At 68.7% G+C, this 19,660-nt stretch carries 17 protein-coding genes; 7 read left to right on the forward strand and 10 right to left on the reverse strand.

The window, feature by feature from the left end; genetic code table 11:
• Positions 1–188 precede the first annotated feature (188 nt).
• The 4 genes from DL519_RS39845 to DL519_RS50575 all read right to left on the reverse strand — a co-directional run bounded on the left by DL519_RS39845 (position 189) and on the right by DL519_RS50575 (position 2,869).
• Positions 189–581 (reverse strand): hypothetical protein, encoded by a 393-nt coding sequence (locus DL519_RS39845; RefSeq protein WP_190822596.1) that lies wholly within the window; start codon positions 579–581, stop codon positions 189–191.
• A gap of 668 nt (positions 582–1,249) precedes the next feature.
• Positions 1,250–1,954 (reverse strand): ISAs1 family transposase, encoded by a 705-nt coding sequence (locus tag DL519_RS39850; RefSeq protein WP_190813876.1) that lies wholly within the window; start codon positions 1,952–1,954, stop codon positions 1,250–1,252.
• The gene (locus tag DL519_RS39855; protein WP_190822598.1) at positions 1,951–2,490 is read right to left on the reverse strand and encodes a transposase family protein; all 540 of its coding nucleotides are present in this window, start codon (positions 2,488–2,490) and stop codon (positions 1,951–1,953) included. The genes DL519_RS39850 and DL519_RS39855 overlap by 4 nt, the downstream gene beginning before the upstream one ends.
• Before the next feature lie 151 nt (positions 2,491–2,641).
• Positions 2,642–2,869 carry a RapZ C-terminal domain-containing protein gene (locus DL519_RS50575; RefSeq protein WP_223840059.1) on the reverse strand — a complete coding sequence of 76 codons (228 nt, stop codon included), beginning with the start codon at positions 2,867–2,869 and terminating at the stop codon, positions 2,642–2,644.
• 754 nt (positions 2,870–3,623) lie between these two features.
• Here DL519_RS50575 and DL519_RS39870 point away from each other — a divergent pair.
• Entirely contained in the window at positions 3,624–3,821 is a 198-nt protein-coding gene (locus DL519_RS39870; protein WP_223840060.1) for a DUF397 domain-containing protein, read from the forward strand.
• A gap of 60 nt (positions 3,822–3,881) precedes the next feature.
• Here the strand turns inward: DL519_RS39870 and DL519_RS39875 are convergent, their stop codons facing one another.
• From DL519_RS39875 to DL519_RS39895, 5 genes are all read right to left on the reverse strand, one after another.
• The gene (locus tag DL519_RS39875; protein WP_190822607.1) at positions 3,882–5,579 is read right to left on the reverse strand and encodes a formate--tetrahydrofolate ligase; all 1,698 of its coding nucleotides are present in this window, start codon (positions 5,577–5,579) and stop codon (positions 3,882–3,884) included.
• A complete protein-coding gene (locus DL519_RS39880; RefSeq protein ID WP_190824507.1) occupies positions 5,576–6,418 on the reverse strand; it encodes a methylenetetrahydrofolate reductase in 843 nt (280 codons plus the stop codon). Before DL519_RS39880 ends, DL519_RS39875 begins: the two co-directional genes overlap by 4 nt.
• Positions 6,419–6,463: 45 nt before the next feature.
• Complete coding sequence (locus tag DL519_RS39885; RefSeq protein ID WP_190822609.1) at positions 6,464–7,660, reverse strand: glycine cleavage T C-terminal barrel domain-containing protein; 1,197 nt, start codon at positions 7,658–7,660, stop codon at positions 6,464–6,466.
• Positions 7,661–7,991: 331 nt separating this feature from the next.
• Complete coding sequence (locus tag DL519_RS39890; RefSeq protein ID WP_190822611.1) at positions 7,992–10,463, reverse strand: GcvT family protein; 2,472 nt, start codon at positions 10,461–10,463, stop codon at positions 7,992–7,994.
• 224 nt (positions 10,464–10,687) lie between these two features.
• Positions 10,688–11,344, reverse strand: a complete 657-nt coding sequence (locus DL519_RS39895; RefSeq protein ID WP_190822613.1) for a GntR family transcriptional regulator — start codon at positions 11,342–11,344, stop codon at positions 10,688–10,690.
• Between the two features lie 85 nt (positions 11,345–11,429).
• On the opposite strand from DL519_RS39895, the gene DL519_RS39900 reads away from it, so the two are divergent.
• The 5 genes from DL519_RS39900 (at position 11,430) to DL519_RS39920 (ending at position 17,487) form a co-directional block, all read left to right on the forward strand.
• On the forward strand, positions 11,430–12,653 hold the full coding sequence (locus DL519_RS39900) for a sarcosine oxidase subunit beta family protein (RefSeq protein WP_190822615.1): 1,224 nt from the start codon (positions 11,430–11,432) through the stop codon (positions 12,651–12,653).
• 123 nt (positions 12,654–12,776) lie between these two features.
• A complete protein-coding gene (locus tag DL519_RS39905; protein ID WP_190822617.1) occupies positions 12,777–13,043 on the forward strand; it encodes a sarcosine oxidase subunit delta in 267 nt (88 codons plus the stop codon).
• Complete coding sequence (locus DL519_RS39910) at positions 13,040–15,874, forward strand: 2Fe-2S iron-sulfur cluster-binding protein (RefSeq protein ID WP_190822619.1); 2,835 nt, start codon at positions 13,040–13,042, stop codon at positions 15,872–15,874. The genes DL519_RS39905 and DL519_RS39910 overlap by 4 nt, the downstream gene beginning before the upstream one ends.
• The gene (locus DL519_RS39915) at positions 15,861–16,490 is read left to right on the forward strand and encodes a sarcosine oxidase subunit gamma (RefSeq protein ID WP_190822621.1); all 630 of its coding nucleotides are present in this window, start codon (positions 15,861–15,863) and stop codon (positions 16,488–16,490) included. Before DL519_RS39910 ends, DL519_RS39915 begins: the two co-directional genes overlap by 14 nt.
• Before the next feature lie 169 nt (positions 16,491–16,659).
• Complete coding sequence (locus DL519_RS39920) at positions 16,660–17,487, forward strand: alpha/beta fold hydrolase (RefSeq protein WP_190822623.1); 828 nt, start codon at positions 16,660–16,662, stop codon at positions 17,485–17,487.
• A 10-nt stretch (positions 17,488–17,497) separates the two neighbouring features.
• On the opposite strand, the gene DL519_RS39925 is transcribed toward DL519_RS39920, so the two are convergent.
• Complete coding sequence (locus tag DL519_RS39925; RefSeq protein WP_190822625.1) at positions 17,498–18,685, reverse strand: NAD(P)/FAD-dependent oxidoreductase; 1,188 nt, start codon at positions 18,683–18,685, stop codon at positions 17,498–17,500.
• A 219-nt stretch (positions 18,686–18,904) separates the two neighbouring features.
• Between DL519_RS39925 and DL519_RS39930 the strand changes: the two genes are divergently transcribed.
• Positions 18,905–19,648, forward strand: a complete 744-nt coding sequence (locus DL519_RS39930) for an IclR family transcriptional regulator (protein ID WP_190822628.1) — start codon at positions 18,905–18,907, stop codon at positions 19,646–19,648.
• Positions 19,649–19,660: the final 12 nt, after the last annotated feature.

Consider the following 19,660-nt stretch of genomic DNA (forward strand, 5'->3'; position numbering starts at 1 on the left):
GACGGCGGCTGCCAAGGCGCAGGCGCCGGAATCCACACCGCCGTCAAAGATACCGACATGACCACAGTTTCGATTGAAACTGTGGTCATCTCTTGGCCGAGGACGGGCGGATTTCGTCGGGGTGAGGTTCCGCCCGGCCAGTGGCCGCCCACAAGGGTCAGTGCGCGGCCACCGATGCGGGAGTCAGATCAGTACCTGTAAACCGAGACGTCGCCATCACGCCAGGTCACGACCTTGGTGTTGGCATCCGTGGCCGTCGGGTGCAGCTTCGTAATCCGCTTCCGTCCACTGAAGCTCTCGAACACCAGCTGGTACTGCCTGCCAGCCTGGTTCCACGCGGTCGTGCACTTACCGGGGTACACCATGTACGTGGAGAACCCGCCTGAATCCGCGAACTGTGCGAACACCGAGTAGGACTTGCCGTTGTTGCACAGCTTGAACTCGCGGACGGCGGCCGTCATGGACGCGTCCCGAGCGGCCGCGTTCGCCGGACCGGCGAATCCGACCACCGCAGCCGTGCTGATCGCGGTACCGAGGACGACCGAGGTCGCAACGGCCTTCATACGCTTCGTAATCGACACTTGTACTCGTCTCCTCCTGCCCCGAGGGGGCAACCGGAATGAACGCAACCAGCATGTGCCGTCGTATTCGCAGCCACAACGGAAACAACCGCGGAGCGGTGCACCAAGGCAACCATGTCTGCCCGGCCCCCCTTTTTTGCAGCGGCACAACACCCAAAACACCGGCAAGACCACAGTTTCGAATGAGGTGATCTCAGCAAGGGCCGGGCGACTGAAGCCGCCTCGACCCGGTGTGGGACGGAGCCGGGACCTGCCTGGAAGAAGTGGGCGCGGGACGCCTGGTAGAGGAAATCCCACCAAAAGATGATCTTCACCAGGTGATCCTGGTTAGCAAGATCTGCTCCGCTGACCGCCCCTCACTGAGATCACCTCTTGTGAACACGAACGCGGAAGGCGAGGTAGAGATGGATGGCGGCCTCGCTGACTGCGGTGCTGTATGGGAGATGGAGGTTGTTTGGCCCACCGGAGCCGTCTTGCGGAGGAAGGCTTCAAATCACCACGAGGGGCGTTGGCTGAAGACCTTGTGAACATGAACGGAGGTTGGGCTCGGTGACCTGGCCTCCGGTGCTGTACGAGGAGATGGAGGATTTTATGGACCTCCGGAGTCGCCTTGCGGGAGGAGGCTTCAAACCACCTACCGGGGCCTTGGCTAAAGACCCAGGAGAACGTCAAAGTCGGTTTGTGCTGGTAGCGGTGGTGATGATGGGGAGGATTCGGGTTCTGTCGGCGGCGATGCGTTGTAGGGTGCGGGTGATTTGGGTGATGCCGGCCAGGCGGAGTATGCCGAGTGCGAGGTTGCGGAGGGTGGCCATGACCTGTGCGCCAGTGCCTGCGTAGGCGTGTTGGTGGTCCTCGTGGTAGACGGTGTCGCGGACCCAGTGCGATTTGTTCTCCACGCTCCAGTGTCGACGGACCAGGGCGGCGATCTGGGCGGGGGTGGCCAGGTCGGCCGACAGGCTGGTGACGCCGTGCACGACCTCCTTGGATAGCCGGTTGCCGGCGTGGTCGAAGGTGTCGCGACGGATCCGAAACACTTGTGCCGCACCAGGAAACTCGATCCCGTCGGCGGGAGCGGCCCAGATCGCGCGCCGGACGATCTTGCCGTTGCTGCGGTCGATCTCGACGTGGTGCTCGCTGCCCGGCTTGGCGGGTGGCAAAACGGTGGTGATCGCCGCGAGCAGCGCGGGCTGGTTGCCTTTCACGGTGAGGGCGTAGGCACCACCTCGCTCACAGACGATGTGGGCCGCGGTGGCGTGCTGGGCATGCGCGGCATCCCCGGTGACCACCACATTGGTCAGGTCAACGTCTTTGAGCAGCGCGGCCACTTGCGTGATCTCGTTGGTGTCATGGGGGATACGCCGCTGTGCGATCACGACCGCCTCTCGTGCAGCAACGCGGAGAACAGCTTGATCTCGCTACCCTCGGCACGGCTAGGAGCGATGGTGTTCCGCACGACCTTGCCGTCCATGGCCACCGCAACCACCCCCGCATCAGCGCCCTCACCGGAGCCGCTGGAGCCGTCCGCCCGACGGGCAAACGCTGCCGCCATAGCCTGCTCCCGCATCCATTGACATACCCGTGCATCGGCGGCGTCGGCGTCGATATCGTGGGCCAGCCGACGCATCGTCGGCTCGCTGGGCACTACATACCGACCGGTCACCGGATGCAGGCGGCACCCGGCGGCCGCCAACAACACTGGCAGATCCACTGCCTGATCAGCGATCTCCCGAAAGTTGCGGGCACCGGCCAACACCGCGAACACCATCACCGACAGCACCGCACCAATCGTGTGCCGAACACCCCGCGGATCACGCGGATCAGGCACACCAGCAAGCAGCTCAACCAGCAACCCAACCGCGGACAAACCGGCCTCCAGCAGCGGATCCGGCCGCTCAGCAACGGCTAACACGGGCCACGAACACGAGACGTGCGACACTGACAACGGTGGCCTTCTTCCTGGTGACGATCGTGGCGTAGGAACCTTGATCATCCCAGGCGGAGGCCATCACCCATGTTCGGACTAGGCATCGACCACGTACACACCAGACTTCACACCAAGATCACCGACTTTGACGCTCTCCTGGGTCGTAACCTCCTTGGCACCCTAGCGCGACGGTGACCAACGGATTGCCTTGTTTCTCAGCGGCGGTGACTATCGGACCGAGGACATTGAACAGGTCTTCAAACCAACTCTGCACATCCTCCTGCGCAAACACCCAGTCCTGCACCGGCTTGTCCAGCCCGGACAAGTTGTGCAGTTCTGGACGATGCCACGGATTAGGAACCACCGCACATCAACCGCGAGGTTCGCTGGCGGGATCGGCGTGCGGTTGAAGCCCCACGTGAGTACCTGCAACACGAGTCATTCGATCACCCGCCAGACCCCGGAGACCCAGCCGTTGAGATCGGCCATCATGTAGTAAACGGCCTGGTCAATGCTTCCGTACCGAATCCGAGCCTCTACGACCGGAACCGCAAGTAAGACCCCAGCGATGAGAATAGCGAGAGTTTTAACGCGCACAGTTCCTCTACACCATATTCATGTACGTATCCAGTTTCTCACGGCAAGTCGGCAATCCATTTTCGCCCGAAGCACATCGTGCAGCTGCGTTTCGCCCAGGACATCAAGCTCTTTCCTCGCGCATGGTGCGGAAGGATGGTGCCCCGGCACGCGTGGGCGGAGTATCACACCTGGCACGGTTTCCTCTTCCTCGGGATTGTTCGTGGACCGGTTGGGGTGGATGGCCGGGCAGTGCCGGGGGACATCGGGGAGGTGATGCACCGCCCGGCCATCCGGGTGCCCGAGCGTCGCTTTGGGGAAGTGACGGGGGTCGGGCACGTGGGATCGGCGAGGACACCGGCCTGGGAGGGGAGACGATGCGCGGTGCCCCCCGGTGGGCACGTGATTGATGATCTGCGCGACGTCGCAGAGCTTTCGCGGTTGTTCGGCACTCTCCAAGCGCAAGCCCTTTCGGCCAAGGAGTCGAGGCGTCTGCTGGGTAGCATCGCGGATGCGCACACCGGTTCGAAGGAGTGAGAGACGTGAGCCCGACACCCTTATGGCGCAAATCCAGCCGCAGTGCTCAGGCAGGCAACTGCGTTGAGGTCGCCACGAACATGATGGATACCGCCCTGGTCCGTGACAGCAAGCTCGGCGATTCGTCTCCGACCATGGTCTTGTCTCGAAAGGTGTTCGCGGGGTTCATCGGCAGCATCAGGTCCGGTCGGTTCGACGGCTGATGTACTCGTGAGTGAATGTTCCGGTAAGAACCGGATCATTCACTCACGAGCCCTGACCGCTCAGCTGAGGCCGATGATCTGGCCGTGGGCGTCGATGTCGATGGATTCCGCTGCCGGGTGGGAGCCGAGGCCCGGCATCGTGCGCATCTCCCCGCAGATCGGGTAGATGAAGCCCGCTCCTACCGAGGCCCGGACTTCCCGGACCGGGAGGGTCCAGCCCGTCGGGGCGCCGAGCAGGGTCGGGTCCGAGCTCAGCGACAGGTGGGTCTTGGCGATGCACACCGGGAGGTTCCCGAAGCCGTTGGCCTCGTAGCTGTCCAGGGCGCGGGCCGCCGCCGGCAGGTACGACACCCCTGCCGCGCCGTACACCTTGGTCGCGATGGTTTCGATCTTCGCCCGCAGGTCCGCCGAATCCGGGTAGAGCAGCTGGAACGCGGCCGGTTCCTCGGCCGCCGCCACCACCGCTTCGGCCAGCTCCAGCGCGCCCTTGCCGCCCTCCAGGAAGTGGTTGCTGACCGCGACGCGCGCGCCTTCTGCCTCGGCGACCTGGCGGATCGCCTCGTGCTCGCTGGAGTAGTCGGTCGGGAACGCGTTGATCGCGACCACCGGAGACACCCCGTGCAGCCGGATGTTGTCGATCTGCTTGCGGAGGTTCGCCGCCCCGGCCAGCACGTCGTCGGGGTTCTCGGCCAGCATCGCCGCAGGCAGCGGCTTGCCCGCCACCACCTTGTACCGGCCGGAGTGCGCCTTCAGCGCGCGCACCGTCGCCACCAGCACCGCCGCGTCCGGGCGCAGGCCGGAGGTGCGGCACTTGATGTTGAAGAACCGCTCCGCGCCCATGTCGGCCCCGAACCCGGCCTCGGTGACCACGTAGTCCGCGCACCGGCTGGCGATGCGGTCGGCCACCACCGACGAGTTGCCGTGCGCGATGTTGCCGAACGGTCCCGCGTGCACCAGCACCGGCGTGTTCTCGGTGGTCTGCATCAGGTTCGGCTTGATCGCCTCGCGCATGATCACCGCCATCGCCCCGGCCGCCCGCAGCTGCTCGGCGCTGACCGGCTCGCCGTCGCGGGTGTAGCCGACCACCATCCGGCCCAGCCGCCGCCGCATGTCCTGCAGCGACGTGGAAAGCGCCAGCACCGCCATCACCTCGCTGGCCGCGGTGATGTCGAACCCGGTCTGCCGCGGCGTGCCGTCGAGCCGACCGCCGAGGCCGGTGACGATGTTGCGCAGGTCGCGGTCGTTGACGTCCAGCACCCGCCGCCAGGTGATCTGGTGCGGGTCGATGCCCAGCGAATTCCCCCGGTGCAGGTGGTTTTCCAGCATCGCGGCCAGCAGGTTGTGCGCCGCCGTGACCGCGTGCATGTCGCCGGTGAGGTGCAGGTTCAGCGCCTCCATCGGCACCACCTGGCTGTACCCGCCGCCGGCGGCGCCGCCCTTGATGCCGAACGTCGGGCCCATCGACGGCTGCCGGATCGCCACCGCGGACCGCTTGCCGAGGTGCCGCAGGGCTTGGCCGAGTCCCACCGTCGTGGTCGTCTTGCCTTCGCCCAGCGGGGTGGGTGTGATCGCCGAGACCACGACGTAGCGGGCGGTCGGCCGCTCGGGCAGCTCGTCGAGCGCGTCCAGCGAGATCTTCGCGGCGCTGCGCCCGTACGGTTCGAGCAGGTGCGCGCCGATGCCCAGCTGCGCTGCGACGTCCTCCAGCGGCAGGAGCGCGGTGGCGCGCGAAATGTCCAAATCGGACGCGATGCTCATGCTGGGACCTCCCGGAGTCTGGCGACCAGGTCGTGGCGCCATTGCACCGTCTTCGCGATCTCATTGAAGGTGAAGAAGTGCCAGCCAGCGATGCCGCAGGTGGTGTCGACGAGGTAGGGGGACAGCCCGTCGAACAGCTCCTCCGGCGTGTAGCGGGTGAGCAGCTTCGACACCACGCCGTGCTGCTTGCGCAGGAAGCGCATCGAGTCGCCCAGCCCGATCTTCAGCGAGATCCGCAGCAGCCTGCGCGCGTCCACCACGCCCGGCACCCCGATGTAGATCGGCAGCGCCAGGCCGCGGGCGCGCACGTCCTTCACCCAGGACGCAACGGTGTGCGGGTCGTAGCAGATCTGCGAGACGACGTAGTCGGCGTAGCGGGACTTCTCGGTCATCGCGCGGATGGTCGAGGCGTCGGAGATGAACGCGTGCCGCTCGGGATAACCGGTGATGCCCACTCGTGCGGGCCGCCGCCCCAGCTCGTCCATCGCGCGAAGCAGCGCCAACGCGTCCGGGAATTCGCCGCGGGGCTGGGGGGAATCCCCGGCCACCACGAAGACCTCGGACAACCCCAACGCGTCCACGCGATCCAGCAGCGTCGTCAGGTGCGCGGTGTCGGCGATCAGCCGGGCGGCCAGGTGCGGCACCGCGTGCAGGCCGCGGCCCAGCAGCTGGGCGGCGACGTCCAGCGTCGCCTCGGTGCCCTTCGTCGGCGACGACGTGATGGTCACGGTCGTCCCTGGCGGCAGCTGTTCGGCCTGCTCGACCGCGCCGCGCAGCGGCAGCACCTCGAACCTGGCGTTCATCAGGTACTGCTCCAGTTGCTCGGCGTTGGCGTTCATCGCGATCACCACCTCTCGTCCGTGCCTGATCAGTCCTCTTGTCCGTCACGCCGTCGCGCGGATCAGTCGTTTCGGGATGTCCTTGGTGGGGTCCAGGAACGGCTTCTCCACGACCACCGCTTCCTGCGGGCCGTGCTGGGTGTCCACCACCAGTTCCGTGCCCAGCTCGTGGTAGGCGATCGGCACCATCGCGTAGCCGATGTTGCGCTCCAGCCGCGGCGAGTAGCAGGCCGAGGTGACCTCGCCGATGCGCAGGCCGTGTGGGTCGTGCACGGCGAAGGTGTCGATCATCTCGCCGTCGTTGAACGAGCCCACGCTCGGGCCGCCGATCTCCACGCCGACCAGCTTGCGGCTGATGCCCTCGCTCTTGATCCGCCGCAGGGCCGCCTTGCCGATGAAGTCGGCCTCCTGGTCCAGGTCGACCATCCAGGTCGTCTCGAAGCCGTAGCCCACCTCGAACGGGTTGGTGTCGTAGGTGATGTCGCAGCCCCAGGACAGGATGCCGGCCTCGATGCGCCGGATGTGGCAGGGCCCGATCACCTTGAGGTCGTGCGGTTTCCCGGCCTCCCAGATGGTGTCCCACAGCTTCACGCCGTCGCGGCCGGCGTTGTGCAGGTAGATCTCGTAGCCGAGTTCGGCGGTGTAGCCGGTGCGCGACACCACCACCTGCATGCCGTCCAGCTCGCGGTCGACGGCGTAGTAGTAGGGCACGTCCAGGATGGACTCGCCGAACAGGTCGACCATCACGTCCCGCGACTTCGGCCCCTGGACCTGCACGGGTCCGACGTCCGGTTCCCGGATCTGCACGTCCATCCCGAGGTTGTGCGCCAGGCCCTTCGCCCACAGCAGCACGTCGCTGTCGGCCAGCGACAGCCAGAAGTGGTTCTCGCCGAGCCGCAGCAGCACCGGGTCGTTGATGATGCCGCCGTCCTCCGCCGTGACGAACACGTACTTGCACTGCCCGACCTTGCATTTGGTCAGGTCGCGGGGCACCAGCATGTTGGTGAACTCGAACGCGTCGGGTCCGGTGATCTCCACCTGGCGCTCCACGCCGACGTCCCACAACGTCACGCCTTCCAGCAGCGCCCAGTACTCGCCGATCGGGTCGCCGTAGTGGCGGGCGTGGTAGGTGTGGTTGTACACGCTGTAGAGGCCGACGCCGTGCCGCCGCGACGCGTAGAAGAACGGCGACTTGCGCAGGCGCGGGTAGAGCAGGACGCCGGGGTTCGGGTTGATGCTCATGGCTGGTTCCTCCTTGACTGGTTCGTGGTCGTTTTGCTTGGCGGTGCGGGTGGCGGAACCTCAGGTGGCGTCTCGCTGTGGGATCCCCGACTCATGTATGTCCAAATACGCCACGTCGGGGCTGTCCTCGCGAGACACCACCTGAGAACCCGCGGCGGTGCCGGGTGCGAGGGTGGGCTAAGCGGCTTCGCCGCTTCAAAGACAAGAGCCAAGTCGATTTCAACGGCAAGCTCCTTTAAGTGCGGGGTGCAGGTGGGTAGACGGCACCCACACCGCTGGCCGATCGCCTCGGCCGGGCGTTCTGCAGGTCTGGCGGGGTGGAATGCGCCGATCAGCGGCGCATTCTGCTCATCTCGGGGTCCAACACGGGGTCAGCGACGACCGTGGCCGGATGTCGCTGGTCGAAGTAGGACACCCGCACGGGGGTGCCCGGACCGGACAGGTCGGCCGGCAGCCACGCGTAGGCGAGGCTCGCTCCGACGCTGTGCCCATAACCGGCGCTCGTGGTGAAACCGACGGGGGTGCCGTCGGCGAACACCGGCTCGGATCCCATCAACACGGTGCCGTCGTCGATCGTCAGACAGCACAGCCGCCGCCGCGGGCCGCTTTCCCGGCGCCGCAGCAGCGCGTCTCGTCCGATGAACTCGCCCTTGCCGGCCTTCACGGCGAAGGCCAGACCGGCTTCATCGGGGTCGTGCAAGCTCCACATGTCCGCCCCCCAGGCTCGATATCCCTTCTCCAGGCGCAGTCCGTTGAACGCGCCGCGACCGCCGGGGAAGATGCCGTGCTCGGCACCGGCGGCGGCCAGCAGGTCCCACAGCCGCCGGCCGAACTCCGCCGAGCAGTACAGCTCCCAGCCGAGCTCGCCCACATAGGACAGTCGCAGTGCGAGCACCGGAACTTCGCCGACGTACAACCGCTTCGCGCGGAAGAACCGGAAGGCCTCGTGCGAGACGTCCCGGTCGGCCAGCTCGGCGAGCACGTCCCGGGCCCGCGGGCCCCACAGGCCGATGCAGCAGGTGCCGCCGGTGATGTCGCGGACCTGCACGGTCTCGTCGGCGTGCCGGCGCAGCCAGGCGATGTCGCGCGGACCATTGCAGCCGACCTGGAAGGCGTCGTGTCCCAGCCGGGCGACCGTGATGTCGGCCCGGATGCCCGCGGTCGGTTCCAGCATCAGCGTGTAGGTGACGTAGCCGGGCGGGCGGTCGAGCTGGTTGGTGGTCAGCCGTTGCAGCAGGTCCAGCGCGCCGCGACCGCGGACTTCCGCTCGGGGGAGGGAAGTCATGTCGTACATCGCAACGCGCTCCCGGGTGGCCTGGTGTTCGGCGCCGACGATCGGGGACCAGTAGCGTCCCGCCCACGGCCCGGGCTCGACGATTTCCCGGCCGTCGACCAGGGGCTTGTTGCTCTCGTACCAATGCGGTCGCTCCCAGCCGGCGGCTTCCAGGAACACCGCGCCGAGCTCGCGCTGGCGGTCGTGGAACGGGCTGGTGCGCAGCGGGCGCGGATGTTCCGGCGGTTGCTGCGGGTGGATGATGTCGTAGACCTCGCGGAAGCTCTGCGCACCGCGTTCGCCCACATAGGACGGACTGTGCGCGAAGTCCTCGAAGCGGCGGAGATCGGCCTGCCGGAGGTCGATGTCGGGCACCTCGCCGGCCAGCCACTGCGCCATCGCGCGGCCGACCCCGGCGGCGTGGGTGATCCAGACGGCCTCGGCGACCCAGAAGTTGTCGATCTCGTTGGACGGCCCCAGCACCGGCATCCCGTCGGCGGTGAACAGGAACAGGCCGTTGATGCCCTCGGCGATCTCGGTGCGCTTCAGCGCGGGCAGCAGCTCGCGGGCGTCCGCCCACGGCCCGGCGAAGTCCTCGGGGGTGAACGGCTGCACCGACGCCATGCCCTTCCAGCCGCCGCCCTCCGACGGCGCCTCGGCGCCCGCGCCCGGCGCGGCGGTGGGCAGCAGATCGTTGCTGTGCACCGGAATCGCGCGGTGCTGGTAGGAGCCGATGCCGTAGCGGTCGTGGATCTGCCGGAAGTACATGGAGCTGTCCTGGTGTCGCAGGATCGGCTGCCGCACCTCGTCGGTGCCCGGTTCCAGGCCCGGCACCGGGCCGGTCACGGCGTACTGGTGCGCCAGCGGCTGCACCGGGATCGACACCCCGGCCAGCCGGCCGATCTTCGGGCCCCAGATCCCCGCGCAGCACAGCACGGTCTGCACCGACACGTCGCCCTGCGAGGTGCGAACGGCGCGGACCCTTCCACCTTGGACGTCGAAGCCGATCACCTCGGTGTTACCGGCGAACCGCACGCCGAGCCGTTTCGCTTCGCGGGCCATGGCTTCCGCCGCGCGGACCGGCTTGGCGATCCCGTCGGTGGGCACGTGCAGGCCGCCGTGGATGCGCGCCGGGTCGACCTGCGGGATGTGGTCGTGCACCTGCTGTGGGTCGAGCAGCTCGCCCCGGATTCCCCACGCGGTGGCCAACCCGATCTTGCGCTTGAGGTCGTCCCAGCGTTGCGGCGTCGCGGCGATCTCGATCCCGCCGACCTGGTGGAAGCAGGGCTGCCCGTCGAGCTCCAGCCTGGAGTAGCACTGGACCGTGCGGGCGGCCAGGCGGCTCATCGTCTCCGACGGGTTGGTCTGGAAAACCAGGCCCGGCGCATGGGAACTGGAGCCTCCGGTGGCGAACAGCGGGCCCTGCTCGACGACCAGGACGTCGGTGATCCCGAGGCGCGCAAGGTGATATGCGGTGCTGCACCCCACGATGCCGGCCCCGACGAGGAGAACTCGGACGCTCGAAACCATCGCTGCCGCCTTGTTGCGCCTACGACAACTCTCTGCGTTAAACGCAACAGTGCGCTTCGACCTGGGGCCGCGTCAAGGACACGCGCGCGTCAATTTCGACGTTGGACCGACCGTGGCGCGGAGTGGTCGATTGACGACGCAACGTGTTTGCCGAAGAGGTCGCCCGGGGGACGGCGGGCCCGAAAGGATCAACCGGATCCCGTTGCGGGCAAAGGGAGTTCGGCTCAGATCAACTGGCGGATGGCCCGCTCGAAGTGGTCGACGTGCGCGACCGCGATGCGGTCGGCGCGGTCGGCGTCGGCGGAGATGAGCGCCTTGAGCAGCTCGGCGTGCTCCCCGACGTGATCGGAGACCTTCGGCAGCCGGTCGAAGAACAGGTGCCAGATCCGCAGCGCCAGGTTGTAGTACTGGTTGAGGGTGCCTTCGAGGTAGCGGTTGTGGGTGCAGCGGTAGATCGTGCGGTGCACCCGCGAGTCGACGTCCATGATCGCCGCCTGCTCGCCGCGGAGGTCCTCGACCAGTGCCCGCAGCTCGTCGAGCTCGGCCCGCTCGGCGTCGGTGGCGCGCTCCGCGGCGCGGCGGGCGGCGTGGCCCTCCAGGCGGCGCCGCACATCGGCGATCAGGGCGTGATCGGTGATGTTGACCTCGGTGACGAAGCTGCCGCGGCGCGGGTAGATCGCCACCAGCGACTCGGCCTCCAGCCGCTTGACGGCCTCCCGGAAGGGGGTGCGGCCGATGCCGAGTTCGGTGATCAGCGGCTCCTCCTGTACCGGTGCGCCGGGCGGCAGCTCCAAAGTCAGGATCAGGTCGCGCAGGGTCAGGTACGCGCGCTCAGCCTGGGGCGGGCTGTCGCCGGATCGGGAATTGACGGCTGCGGACACGTCTCGTAGCCTACCCGAAAGACTGATATACCAGTTGTCGGCGAACTTCTACCCTAGATGTTCCCCGGGCGTCCCGGAGGCTGGCATGGCCCCACTTCCCGTCCAGCCGCAGCCGCCGCCGCGGCTGTGGCGCAGTCCGGAACCAAAGCGGCACTACGAGGTGGTGATCGTCGGCTCCGGCGGCCACGGTCTGGCGACCGCCTACTACCTGGCGCGCAACCACGGCATCCGCGACGTCGCGGTGCTCGAACGCGGCTGGCTGGCCGGCGGCAACATGGCCCGCAACACCACGATCATCCGCTCCAACTACCTCTTCGACGAGAGTGCGGCGCTCTACAACCACGCGCTGGACCTGTGGGAGCAGTTGCCCGCCGAGTTGGAGTACGACTTCCTGTTCAGCCAGCGGGGCGTGCTCAACCTCGCGCACACCGAGCAGGAGGTCCGGGACTCCCGGCGGCGGGTGTTCGCCAACCAGCTCAACGGGGTCGACGCGGAATGGGTGGAGCCGGCCGAGATCGCGGAGCTCTGTCCGATCCTGAACCTCTCCGAGGACATCCGGTACCCGGTGCTGGGCGCGACGCTGCAGCGGCGCGGCGGGATCGCCAAGCACGACCACGTGGCGTGGGCGTTCGCGCGCAAGGCCGACGAGATGGGCGTGGACCTCATCCAGGGCTGCGAGGTAACGGGATTCGAGACCGACGGCGACCGGGTGACCGGGGTGCAGACCTCGCTCGGGCCCATCGGCGCGGGGCGGGTAGCGCTCGCGGCGGCGGGGCGGACAACGCTGCTGACCGACACGCTGGGGCTGCGGCTGCCGTTGCAGAGCCACCCGCTGCAGGCCCTGGTGTCGGAGCTGCTGGAGCCGATCCACCCGTGCGTGGTGATGTCCAACCACGTACACGTCTACTGCAGCCAGGCGCACAAGGGCGAACTGGTGCTGGGCGCGGGCATCGACACCTACAACGGCTACGGCCAGCGCGGCTCGGTGCACGTGATCGAACGCCAGATGGCCGCGGCGCTGGAGCTGTTCCCGATCTTCGCGCAGGCGCACGTGATCCGGACCTGGGCGGGCACGGTGGACGTCACGCCGGACGCGTCGCCGATCATCGGGCCGACCCCGTACGAGAACCTCTTCCTCAACTGCGGCTGGGGGACCGGCGGTTTCAAGGCGACTCCCGGCGTGGGCTGGGTGTACGCGCACACCATCGCCACCGGCCGTCCGCACCCGCTCAACGAGCCCTACGGACTCGACCGGTTCACCACCGGAGCCCTGATCGACGAACACGGCGCAGCCGCCGTCGCCCACTGAGCCGCCGTCGCCCACTGAGGAGGTCGCCCGGTCTCCAGTTTTCCGCAAGTTCCATTGAAATCGGATCTTCGATTTCAATGGAACTTGCGGACCCAAAGATCTTGATCAGGTTTGGAGTCCCTGATGCTGCTGATCCATTGCCCCTGGTGTGGGGATCGGGATGAGACCGAGTTCCACTACGGCGGCCAGGCCCACGTCGACTACCCGGATAACCCGAACGACATGGGGGACGCCGACTGGGCCGGGTACCTGTTCCTGCGCGACAACCCGCGCGGGTTGTTCCACGAGCGCTGGTCGCACACCGCTGGCTGCCGGCGCTGGTTCAACGTCGTGCGCGACACCGCCACCAACGAGATCCACCCCGAGACCGCCGGAAAGGTGGCGCCATGACACGCCTCGGCACGGGCGGTCGCATCGACCGGACCCGAACGCTGCGGTTCACCTTCGACGGCATCGAACTCACCGGGCACCCCGGCGACACGCTCGCCTCCGCGCTGCTGGCCAGCGGCCGGATCGAGGTCGGCCCGTCGATCTACCGGGACCGGCCGCGCGGCATCGTCACGGCCGACTGCACCGAACCGAACGCGCTCGTGCAGGTGCTGGGCGGCAGGCCGGAGCCGCTGGTGCCCGCCACGCAGCTGGAGCTCTACGACGGCTTGCAGGTCGCGAGCCTCTCCGGCGTCGGCTGGCTCAGCGACGCGCCGGATTCCGCGGTCCACGACAAGAAGTACGTGCACGCCGACGTCGTCGTGGTCGGTGCCGGCCCCGCCGGGATCGCCGCCGCGCTCGCCGCCGGGCGCGGCGGCGCGCGGGTGGTGCTGGTCGAGCAGGGCCGCGAGCTCGGCGGGTCGCTGCTCGACGGCGGCGAGCTCATCGACGGTCGTCCCGCGAGCGAGTGGATCTCGCGCGCGGCAAGGGAATTCGTCGACTCACCGGAGGTGCGGGTGCTGACCCGCGCCACCGCCGTGGGCCACTACGACCACAACTACCTGCTCGTCGCCGAGAACCGGGGCGACCGCAAGCGGCTGTGGCACGTGCGCGCCCAGCGGGTCGTGCTGGCCACCGGCGCGCACGAGCGGCCGATGGTCTTCGCCGACAACGATCGGCCCGGCATCATGCTCGCCTCGGCGGTTCGCGGCTACCTCAAGCGCTTCGCGGTGCTGCCGGGCCGGGAGGCCGTCGTGGTCACCACCTCCGACAGCGCCTATCTGACCGCCCTCGACCTGGCCGCCGCAGGTGGGCACGTCCGCGCCGTCGTCGACACCCGGCCGCAACCGCCGCAGCGGCTCGTCGAGCAAGCCCGCTCGCTGGGCGCGCAGGTGTTCACCGGCTCGGCCGTCATCGGCACGGCGGGGGATCGGCGGGTGTCGTCCGCGCGGATCGCCGGGATCGACGACGAGGGGCTGCTCACCGGCACGCCGGTGGACGTCGACTGCGACCTGCTGGCGGTCTGCGGCGGCTGGAGCCCCGCCGTGCACCTGTTCAGCCAGGCCGGCGGCGAGGTGCGCTGGGACCAGCTGGTGTCCGCGTTCGTGCCGGTGCAGAAAACGGGGCTGCCCAAGGTGATCGGGGCCGCCCGCGGCACCTACGACCTGGCCGGATGCCTCGCCCAGGGCTTGGCGGCCGGGGCCGAGGCGGCGACCGCGAGCGGCTTCCGGGTCGCCGCGCCGCCCGTGCCGCCGGTGACCGGCGACCGGCCGGTCGCCCAGCCGCGCCCGCTGTGGCTGGTCCCGGCGGAGTCCGGTGACCCGGCACAGTGGACAGATCACTTCGTTGACCTGCAACGGGATTCCACGGTCGCCGACGTGTGGCGCGCGGTCGGCGCGGGGATGCGCTCGGTCGAGCACGTCAAGCGCTACACCACCATCAGCACCGGCAGCGACCAGGGCAAGACCTCCGCGGTCAACGCCATCGGCGTCATCGCCGACGCGCTGCTGGCCGAATCGCCGGGTGCGGTTGGCACCACGACGTTCCGGCCGCCCTACACGCCGGTGTCGTTCGCGCTGCTGGCCGGGCGCGACCGGGGCCGGTTGCACGACCCGGTGCGGACCACGCCGATGCACTCCTGGCACGTCGCGCACGGCGCGGAGTTCGAGAACGTCGGCCAGTGGAAGCGGCCCTGGTACTACCCGCGCCCGGGCGAGGACATGGCCGCCGCGGTGCGCCGCGAATGCCTGGCGGCGCGCACCGGGGTCGCGATGCAGGACGCCACCACGCTCGGCAAGATCGAGATCGTCGGCCCGGACGCACCGGAGTTCCTGAACCGGATCTACACCAACGCCTTCGCCAAGCTCCCGGTCGGCAAGGCCCGCTACGGCGTCATGTGCACGGCCGACGGGATGGTCCTCGACGACGGTGTGTCGATGCGGCTGGCCGAGGACCGCTACCTGATGAGCACCACGACCGGCAACGCGGCGGCGGTGCTGGAGTGGCTGGAGGAGTGGCTGCAAACGGAGTGGCCGCACCTGGCGGTGCACTGCACCTCGGTGACCGAGCAGTGGGCCGCGGTGGCGGTGGTCGGGCCGGACTCCCGCGAAGTGGTGGGCCGCGTGGCACCGGACCTGGACGCCTCGGCCGAGTCCTTCCCGTTCATGGAGTTCCGGGAAACCGTGCTGGGCAACGGGATTCCGGCCAGGATCTCCCGCATCTCGTTTTCCGGCGAGCTGGCGTTCGAGATCAATGCGGCCGCCTGGTACGGCATGGCGGTGTGGGAGGCGGTGCACGAGGCCGGCCAGGACTTCGGCATCACGCCCTACGGCACCGAGACCATGCACGTGCTGCGGGCCGAGAAGGGGTTCGTGATCGTCGGGCAGGACACCGACGGCACCGTGACCCCGCACGACCTGGGCATGGACTGGGTGGTGTCGAAGCGCAAGGACTTCGTCGGCAAGCGCTCGTTCGCCCGCCCCGACACCGCGCGCGCCGACCGCAAGCAGCTGGTCGGGCTGCTGCCGGTGGACCCGGCGGAGCTGCTGCCGGAGGGCGCGCACCTGGTGGAGCCCGGCACCCCGCTGGAGCCGCCGGTGCCGATGCTCGGGCACGTCACCTCCAGCTACCGCAGCGCAATCCTGGACCGGACGTTCGCGATGGCGTTGGTGCGCAACGGACAGCAGCGCATCGGCGAGGTGCTGCACGTGCCGGTCGACGGCCGGTCGATCCCGGTCGAGGTGACCCAACCGGTGTTCTACGACGTGGAAGGAGCCCGCCGTGACGGTCGCTAGCCCCGCCCATTCCCGGGTCGGTGCCCTGTCCCTGCGCCGCAGCCCGCTGGCCGACCGCGCGGCGGAGCTCGCCGCGCTCGGCGCCGACGGCTCGCGCGGTGTCCGGCTGGCCGAAGAACCGTTCCTGACCCAGGTGAACCTGCGGGTGCACCCGGGCAGCCCGGCGGTGGCGCGCATCGAGCACGCCCTGGAACTGGCGCTCCCGCACCAGGAACCGAACCTGGTCTCGGGCGACGAGAACGGCGCGGCGCTGTGGCTCGGCCCGGACGAATGGCTCCTGGTCGCCCCGGACGGCCACGCGGACCGGCTGGTCGGCTCGGTCCGAGGTGCGCTTTCGGACTCCTTGGGATCCACAGTGGACGTGTCGGCGAACCGGACGACGTTGCGCCTCTCCGGCCCGGCGTCCCGCGAGGTCCTGGAGAAGATCTGCTCGCTGGACCTGCACCCGCGCGCCTTCACCCCGGGCCGCTGCGCCCAGACCCTCCTCGGCCGAACCCAAGCGGTCCTCTGGCAACTCGGCCCGGAACCCACCTACCGGATCCTCGTCCGCGGTTCCTTCGCCGACTACCTGGCGGACTTGCTCCTCGACGCCATGCGGGAGTTCACCGCGCCCTGATGGCGGTCGCTGCGAACGGACCGTTCGCCTCGATAGGCGGAGCAAACGGTCCGTTCGCTCCGGCGAGCCCGCGAGCACGAGATCGTCGGGCGACCGCCGTGCCCCTGTGCCTCAATGATGGCTGGCTGCTCGGAGCAGCGGCATTCGAGCTGTCGACCGAGGGAGGCGCATGCCGACAGTTACCACGCGCGACGGTGTCGAGATCTACTACAAGGACTGGGGCAGCGGGCTCCCGGTGGTGTTCTGCCACGGCTGGCCGCTGAACGCGGACGCCTGGGAAGACCAGATGAAACTGGTGGCCGACCAAGGCTTCCGCGGCATCGCCCACGACCGCCGCGGCCACGGCCGCTCCAGCCAGCCCTGGGATGGCTACGACTTCGACACCTTCGCCGACGACCTCGCCGACCTGATCAACTCGCTGGACCTGCGCGACATCACGCTGGTCGCGCACTCGATGGGCGGCGGCGAACTCGCCCGCTACATCGGGCGCCACGGCACGGGGCGGGTCGGCAAGGCCGTGCTGCTCTCCGCGATCCCACCGCTGATGATCAAGACCGACGGCCACCCCGAGGGCGTGCCCGCTGAGGTGTTCGAGGACATCAAGAACGGCATCCTCGCCGAGCGCTCCCAGTTCTGGAAGGACACCTCCGTTGGGTTCTTCGGCGCCAACCGGGCCGGCAACAAGGTCACCCAGGGCAATCGGGACGCCTTCTGGTTCATGGCCATGCAGGAGTCCATCGAAGCGGGGGTGAAGTGCGTGGACGCCTTCGCGCGCACGGACTTCACCGAGGACCTGCAGAAGTTCGACATCCCGACGCTGGTCGTCCACGGCGACGACGACCAGGTCGTGCCCATCGACGCCACGGCCCGCAAAACCGCCGAACTCATCCCGAACGCGACCCTGAAGGTCTACGAGGGTGGCTCGCACGGCATCGCGATGGTCCCGGGGGACAAGGAGAAGTTCAACGGTGATCTCCTGCAGTTCCTCAAGAGCTGACCGCGGCGGATCAGCGGCGCGACAGGACCGGCGCCGACAGGGACGCGACGAGGCGGCGGCGGTGGACGGCGAACTGCTTGGGGCTGTTCATCGCGAACACCGCGATCGTCCGGCCGCCGCGCTGGTAGGTCGCGACGAAGCGGCGGGCCTTCAACGAGCCGTCCACCACCGTGATCCGGTCCTTCGGCCCGGCGTAGCCGGCGAACTGCAGCGTCGAATCGTACTGCCGCGACCAGAAGTGCGGCACTCCCGCGTAGGTGTCGACGGTCTGCCCGGCGAGCAGGTTGCGAACCGCGACCGGCGGCTGGTTCATCGCCGTCGACCAGTGGTCGCTGCGCACGGTGCGCGACCAGTGCACCGGCTGGTACCGGGCGATGTCGCCCACCGCCACCACGTTCGGCAGCGAGGTCGCGCACCCGGAGTTGGTCACGACGCCGTCGCGGAGCTTCAGCCCGGAGCCGCGCAGCCAACGGGTGGCGGGCTCCGCGCCGACTTCGACGACCACCGCATCGGCCGGGATAACCCGGCCGTCGGCGAGCTCCACGCCGGTGACCCGGTCGTCCGCGAGAACGCGCGTTGCGGGCGTCCCGCACCGCACCCGCACCCCGTAATCCTCGTGCTGCGCGAAGCAAAGCGGCGCCAGTTCGATGCCCAGGGTGCGCGCCAGCGGCAGGTGCTGGGCGTCGACCAGGGTCACCTCGGCGCCCAGAGACCGGCAGGTCGAGGCGATCTCGGTGCCGATTAGCCCGCCACCGACGACCACAACCCGCGCCCCGGCGCGGATATCGCCGCGCAGCGCCAACGCGTCGTCGACGGTCCGCAGCCGGTGACAGCCGGGGGCTTCCGCGGTGCCCGGCAGGCTCAGGCGGGCCGACCCGGTGGCCAGCACGACGCCGTCGGCGCGGACCTCGCTGCCGTCGGCGAGCACCACCGCGCCGCGCCTGGTGTCCAGCCGCGCCGCCGGAACCCCCAACCGCCACTCCGCGGCGAGGTCGGCTTCCTCCTGCTCGCTGCCCAGCGCGAGCTCCTCCGGCTGCATCTTCCCGGCCAGGAACTCCTTGGACAGCGGCGGCCTGTCGTACGGGCGGTGCGGTTCCGCCCCGATGATCACCAGCCGCCCGTCGAAGCCCTGTTCTCGCAGCTCCTGCGCGGCGCGCCAGCCCGCCACCGACGAGCCGACGACTGCGACCGTGTTCATGCCTCGACCGCGGCCGGTGCGGTGGCCCCGATGAATGAAAACAAGCCTACCTCCGTTGCACAATGAGGAACACCGCGTAGCATGTGCAACAAATCTGACCCTTTTGTTGCGACAACGTCAAGAGGGACAACGGATGGTTCCGATATGTGCACCTCGAACGGATACGGTTGACCGGTGGGTAGCGCAGCTGAGTCACGCGGACGGAGTTCTGGCGCTCTTGTGCAGTCCGTCGATCGGGCTGTGACCGTCTTGGAACTGCTGGCGCGCAACGGAGAAGCCGGCATCACCGAGATCGCCGGGGAGCTGGGAGTGCACAAGTCGACGGCCTCCCGGCTGGTGAGCGTGCTGGAGGCACGAGGCTTGGTGGAGCAGCTGGGGGAGCGCGGCAAGTACGCGATCGGCTTCGGCATCGTGCGGCTGGCCGGGGCGGCGACCGAGCGAATGGACCTGCCGAGGCTGGGCCGTCCGTTCTGCGAGTCGCTCGCCGCGGACCTGGGCGAGACGGTCAACATCGCGATCCGGGACAACGACGTCGCCATCAACATCAGCCAGGCCCGCGGCACCGCCGCCGTAACGGCGCACAACTGGGTCGGGCAGCGCACCCCGCTGCACGCGACGTCCAGCGGCAAGGTGCTGCTGGCGTACGCGCCGCAGGAGGACCAGGAGGAACTTCTCGTCAGGCCGCTGGAGCGGTACACAACGCGAACTGTCACCAATCCCGGCGAGTTGCGCAAGGACTTCGAGATGATCGCCCGCGACGGCTACGCGACGAGCTACGAGGAGTTGGAGCTCGGGCTCAACGCCGCGGCGGTCGCGGTCTACAACCACGAGGGCGACGTGATCGCCGCGCTCAGCGCCTCGGGCCCGTCCTACCGCTTCTCCCGCAAGCGCATGCGCGAAGTCGTGGGCGCGATGCGCATCGCCGCCAAGGAACTCTCGTCCCAACTCGGCTTCCTGGCCTAGCTAGCGGCGTGG

The organism is Saccharopolyspora pogona (assembly GCF_014697215.1).
Classification (GTDB): domain Bacteria; phylum Actinomycetota; class Actinomycetes; order Mycobacteriales; family Pseudonocardiaceae; genus Saccharopolyspora; species Saccharopolyspora hattusasensis.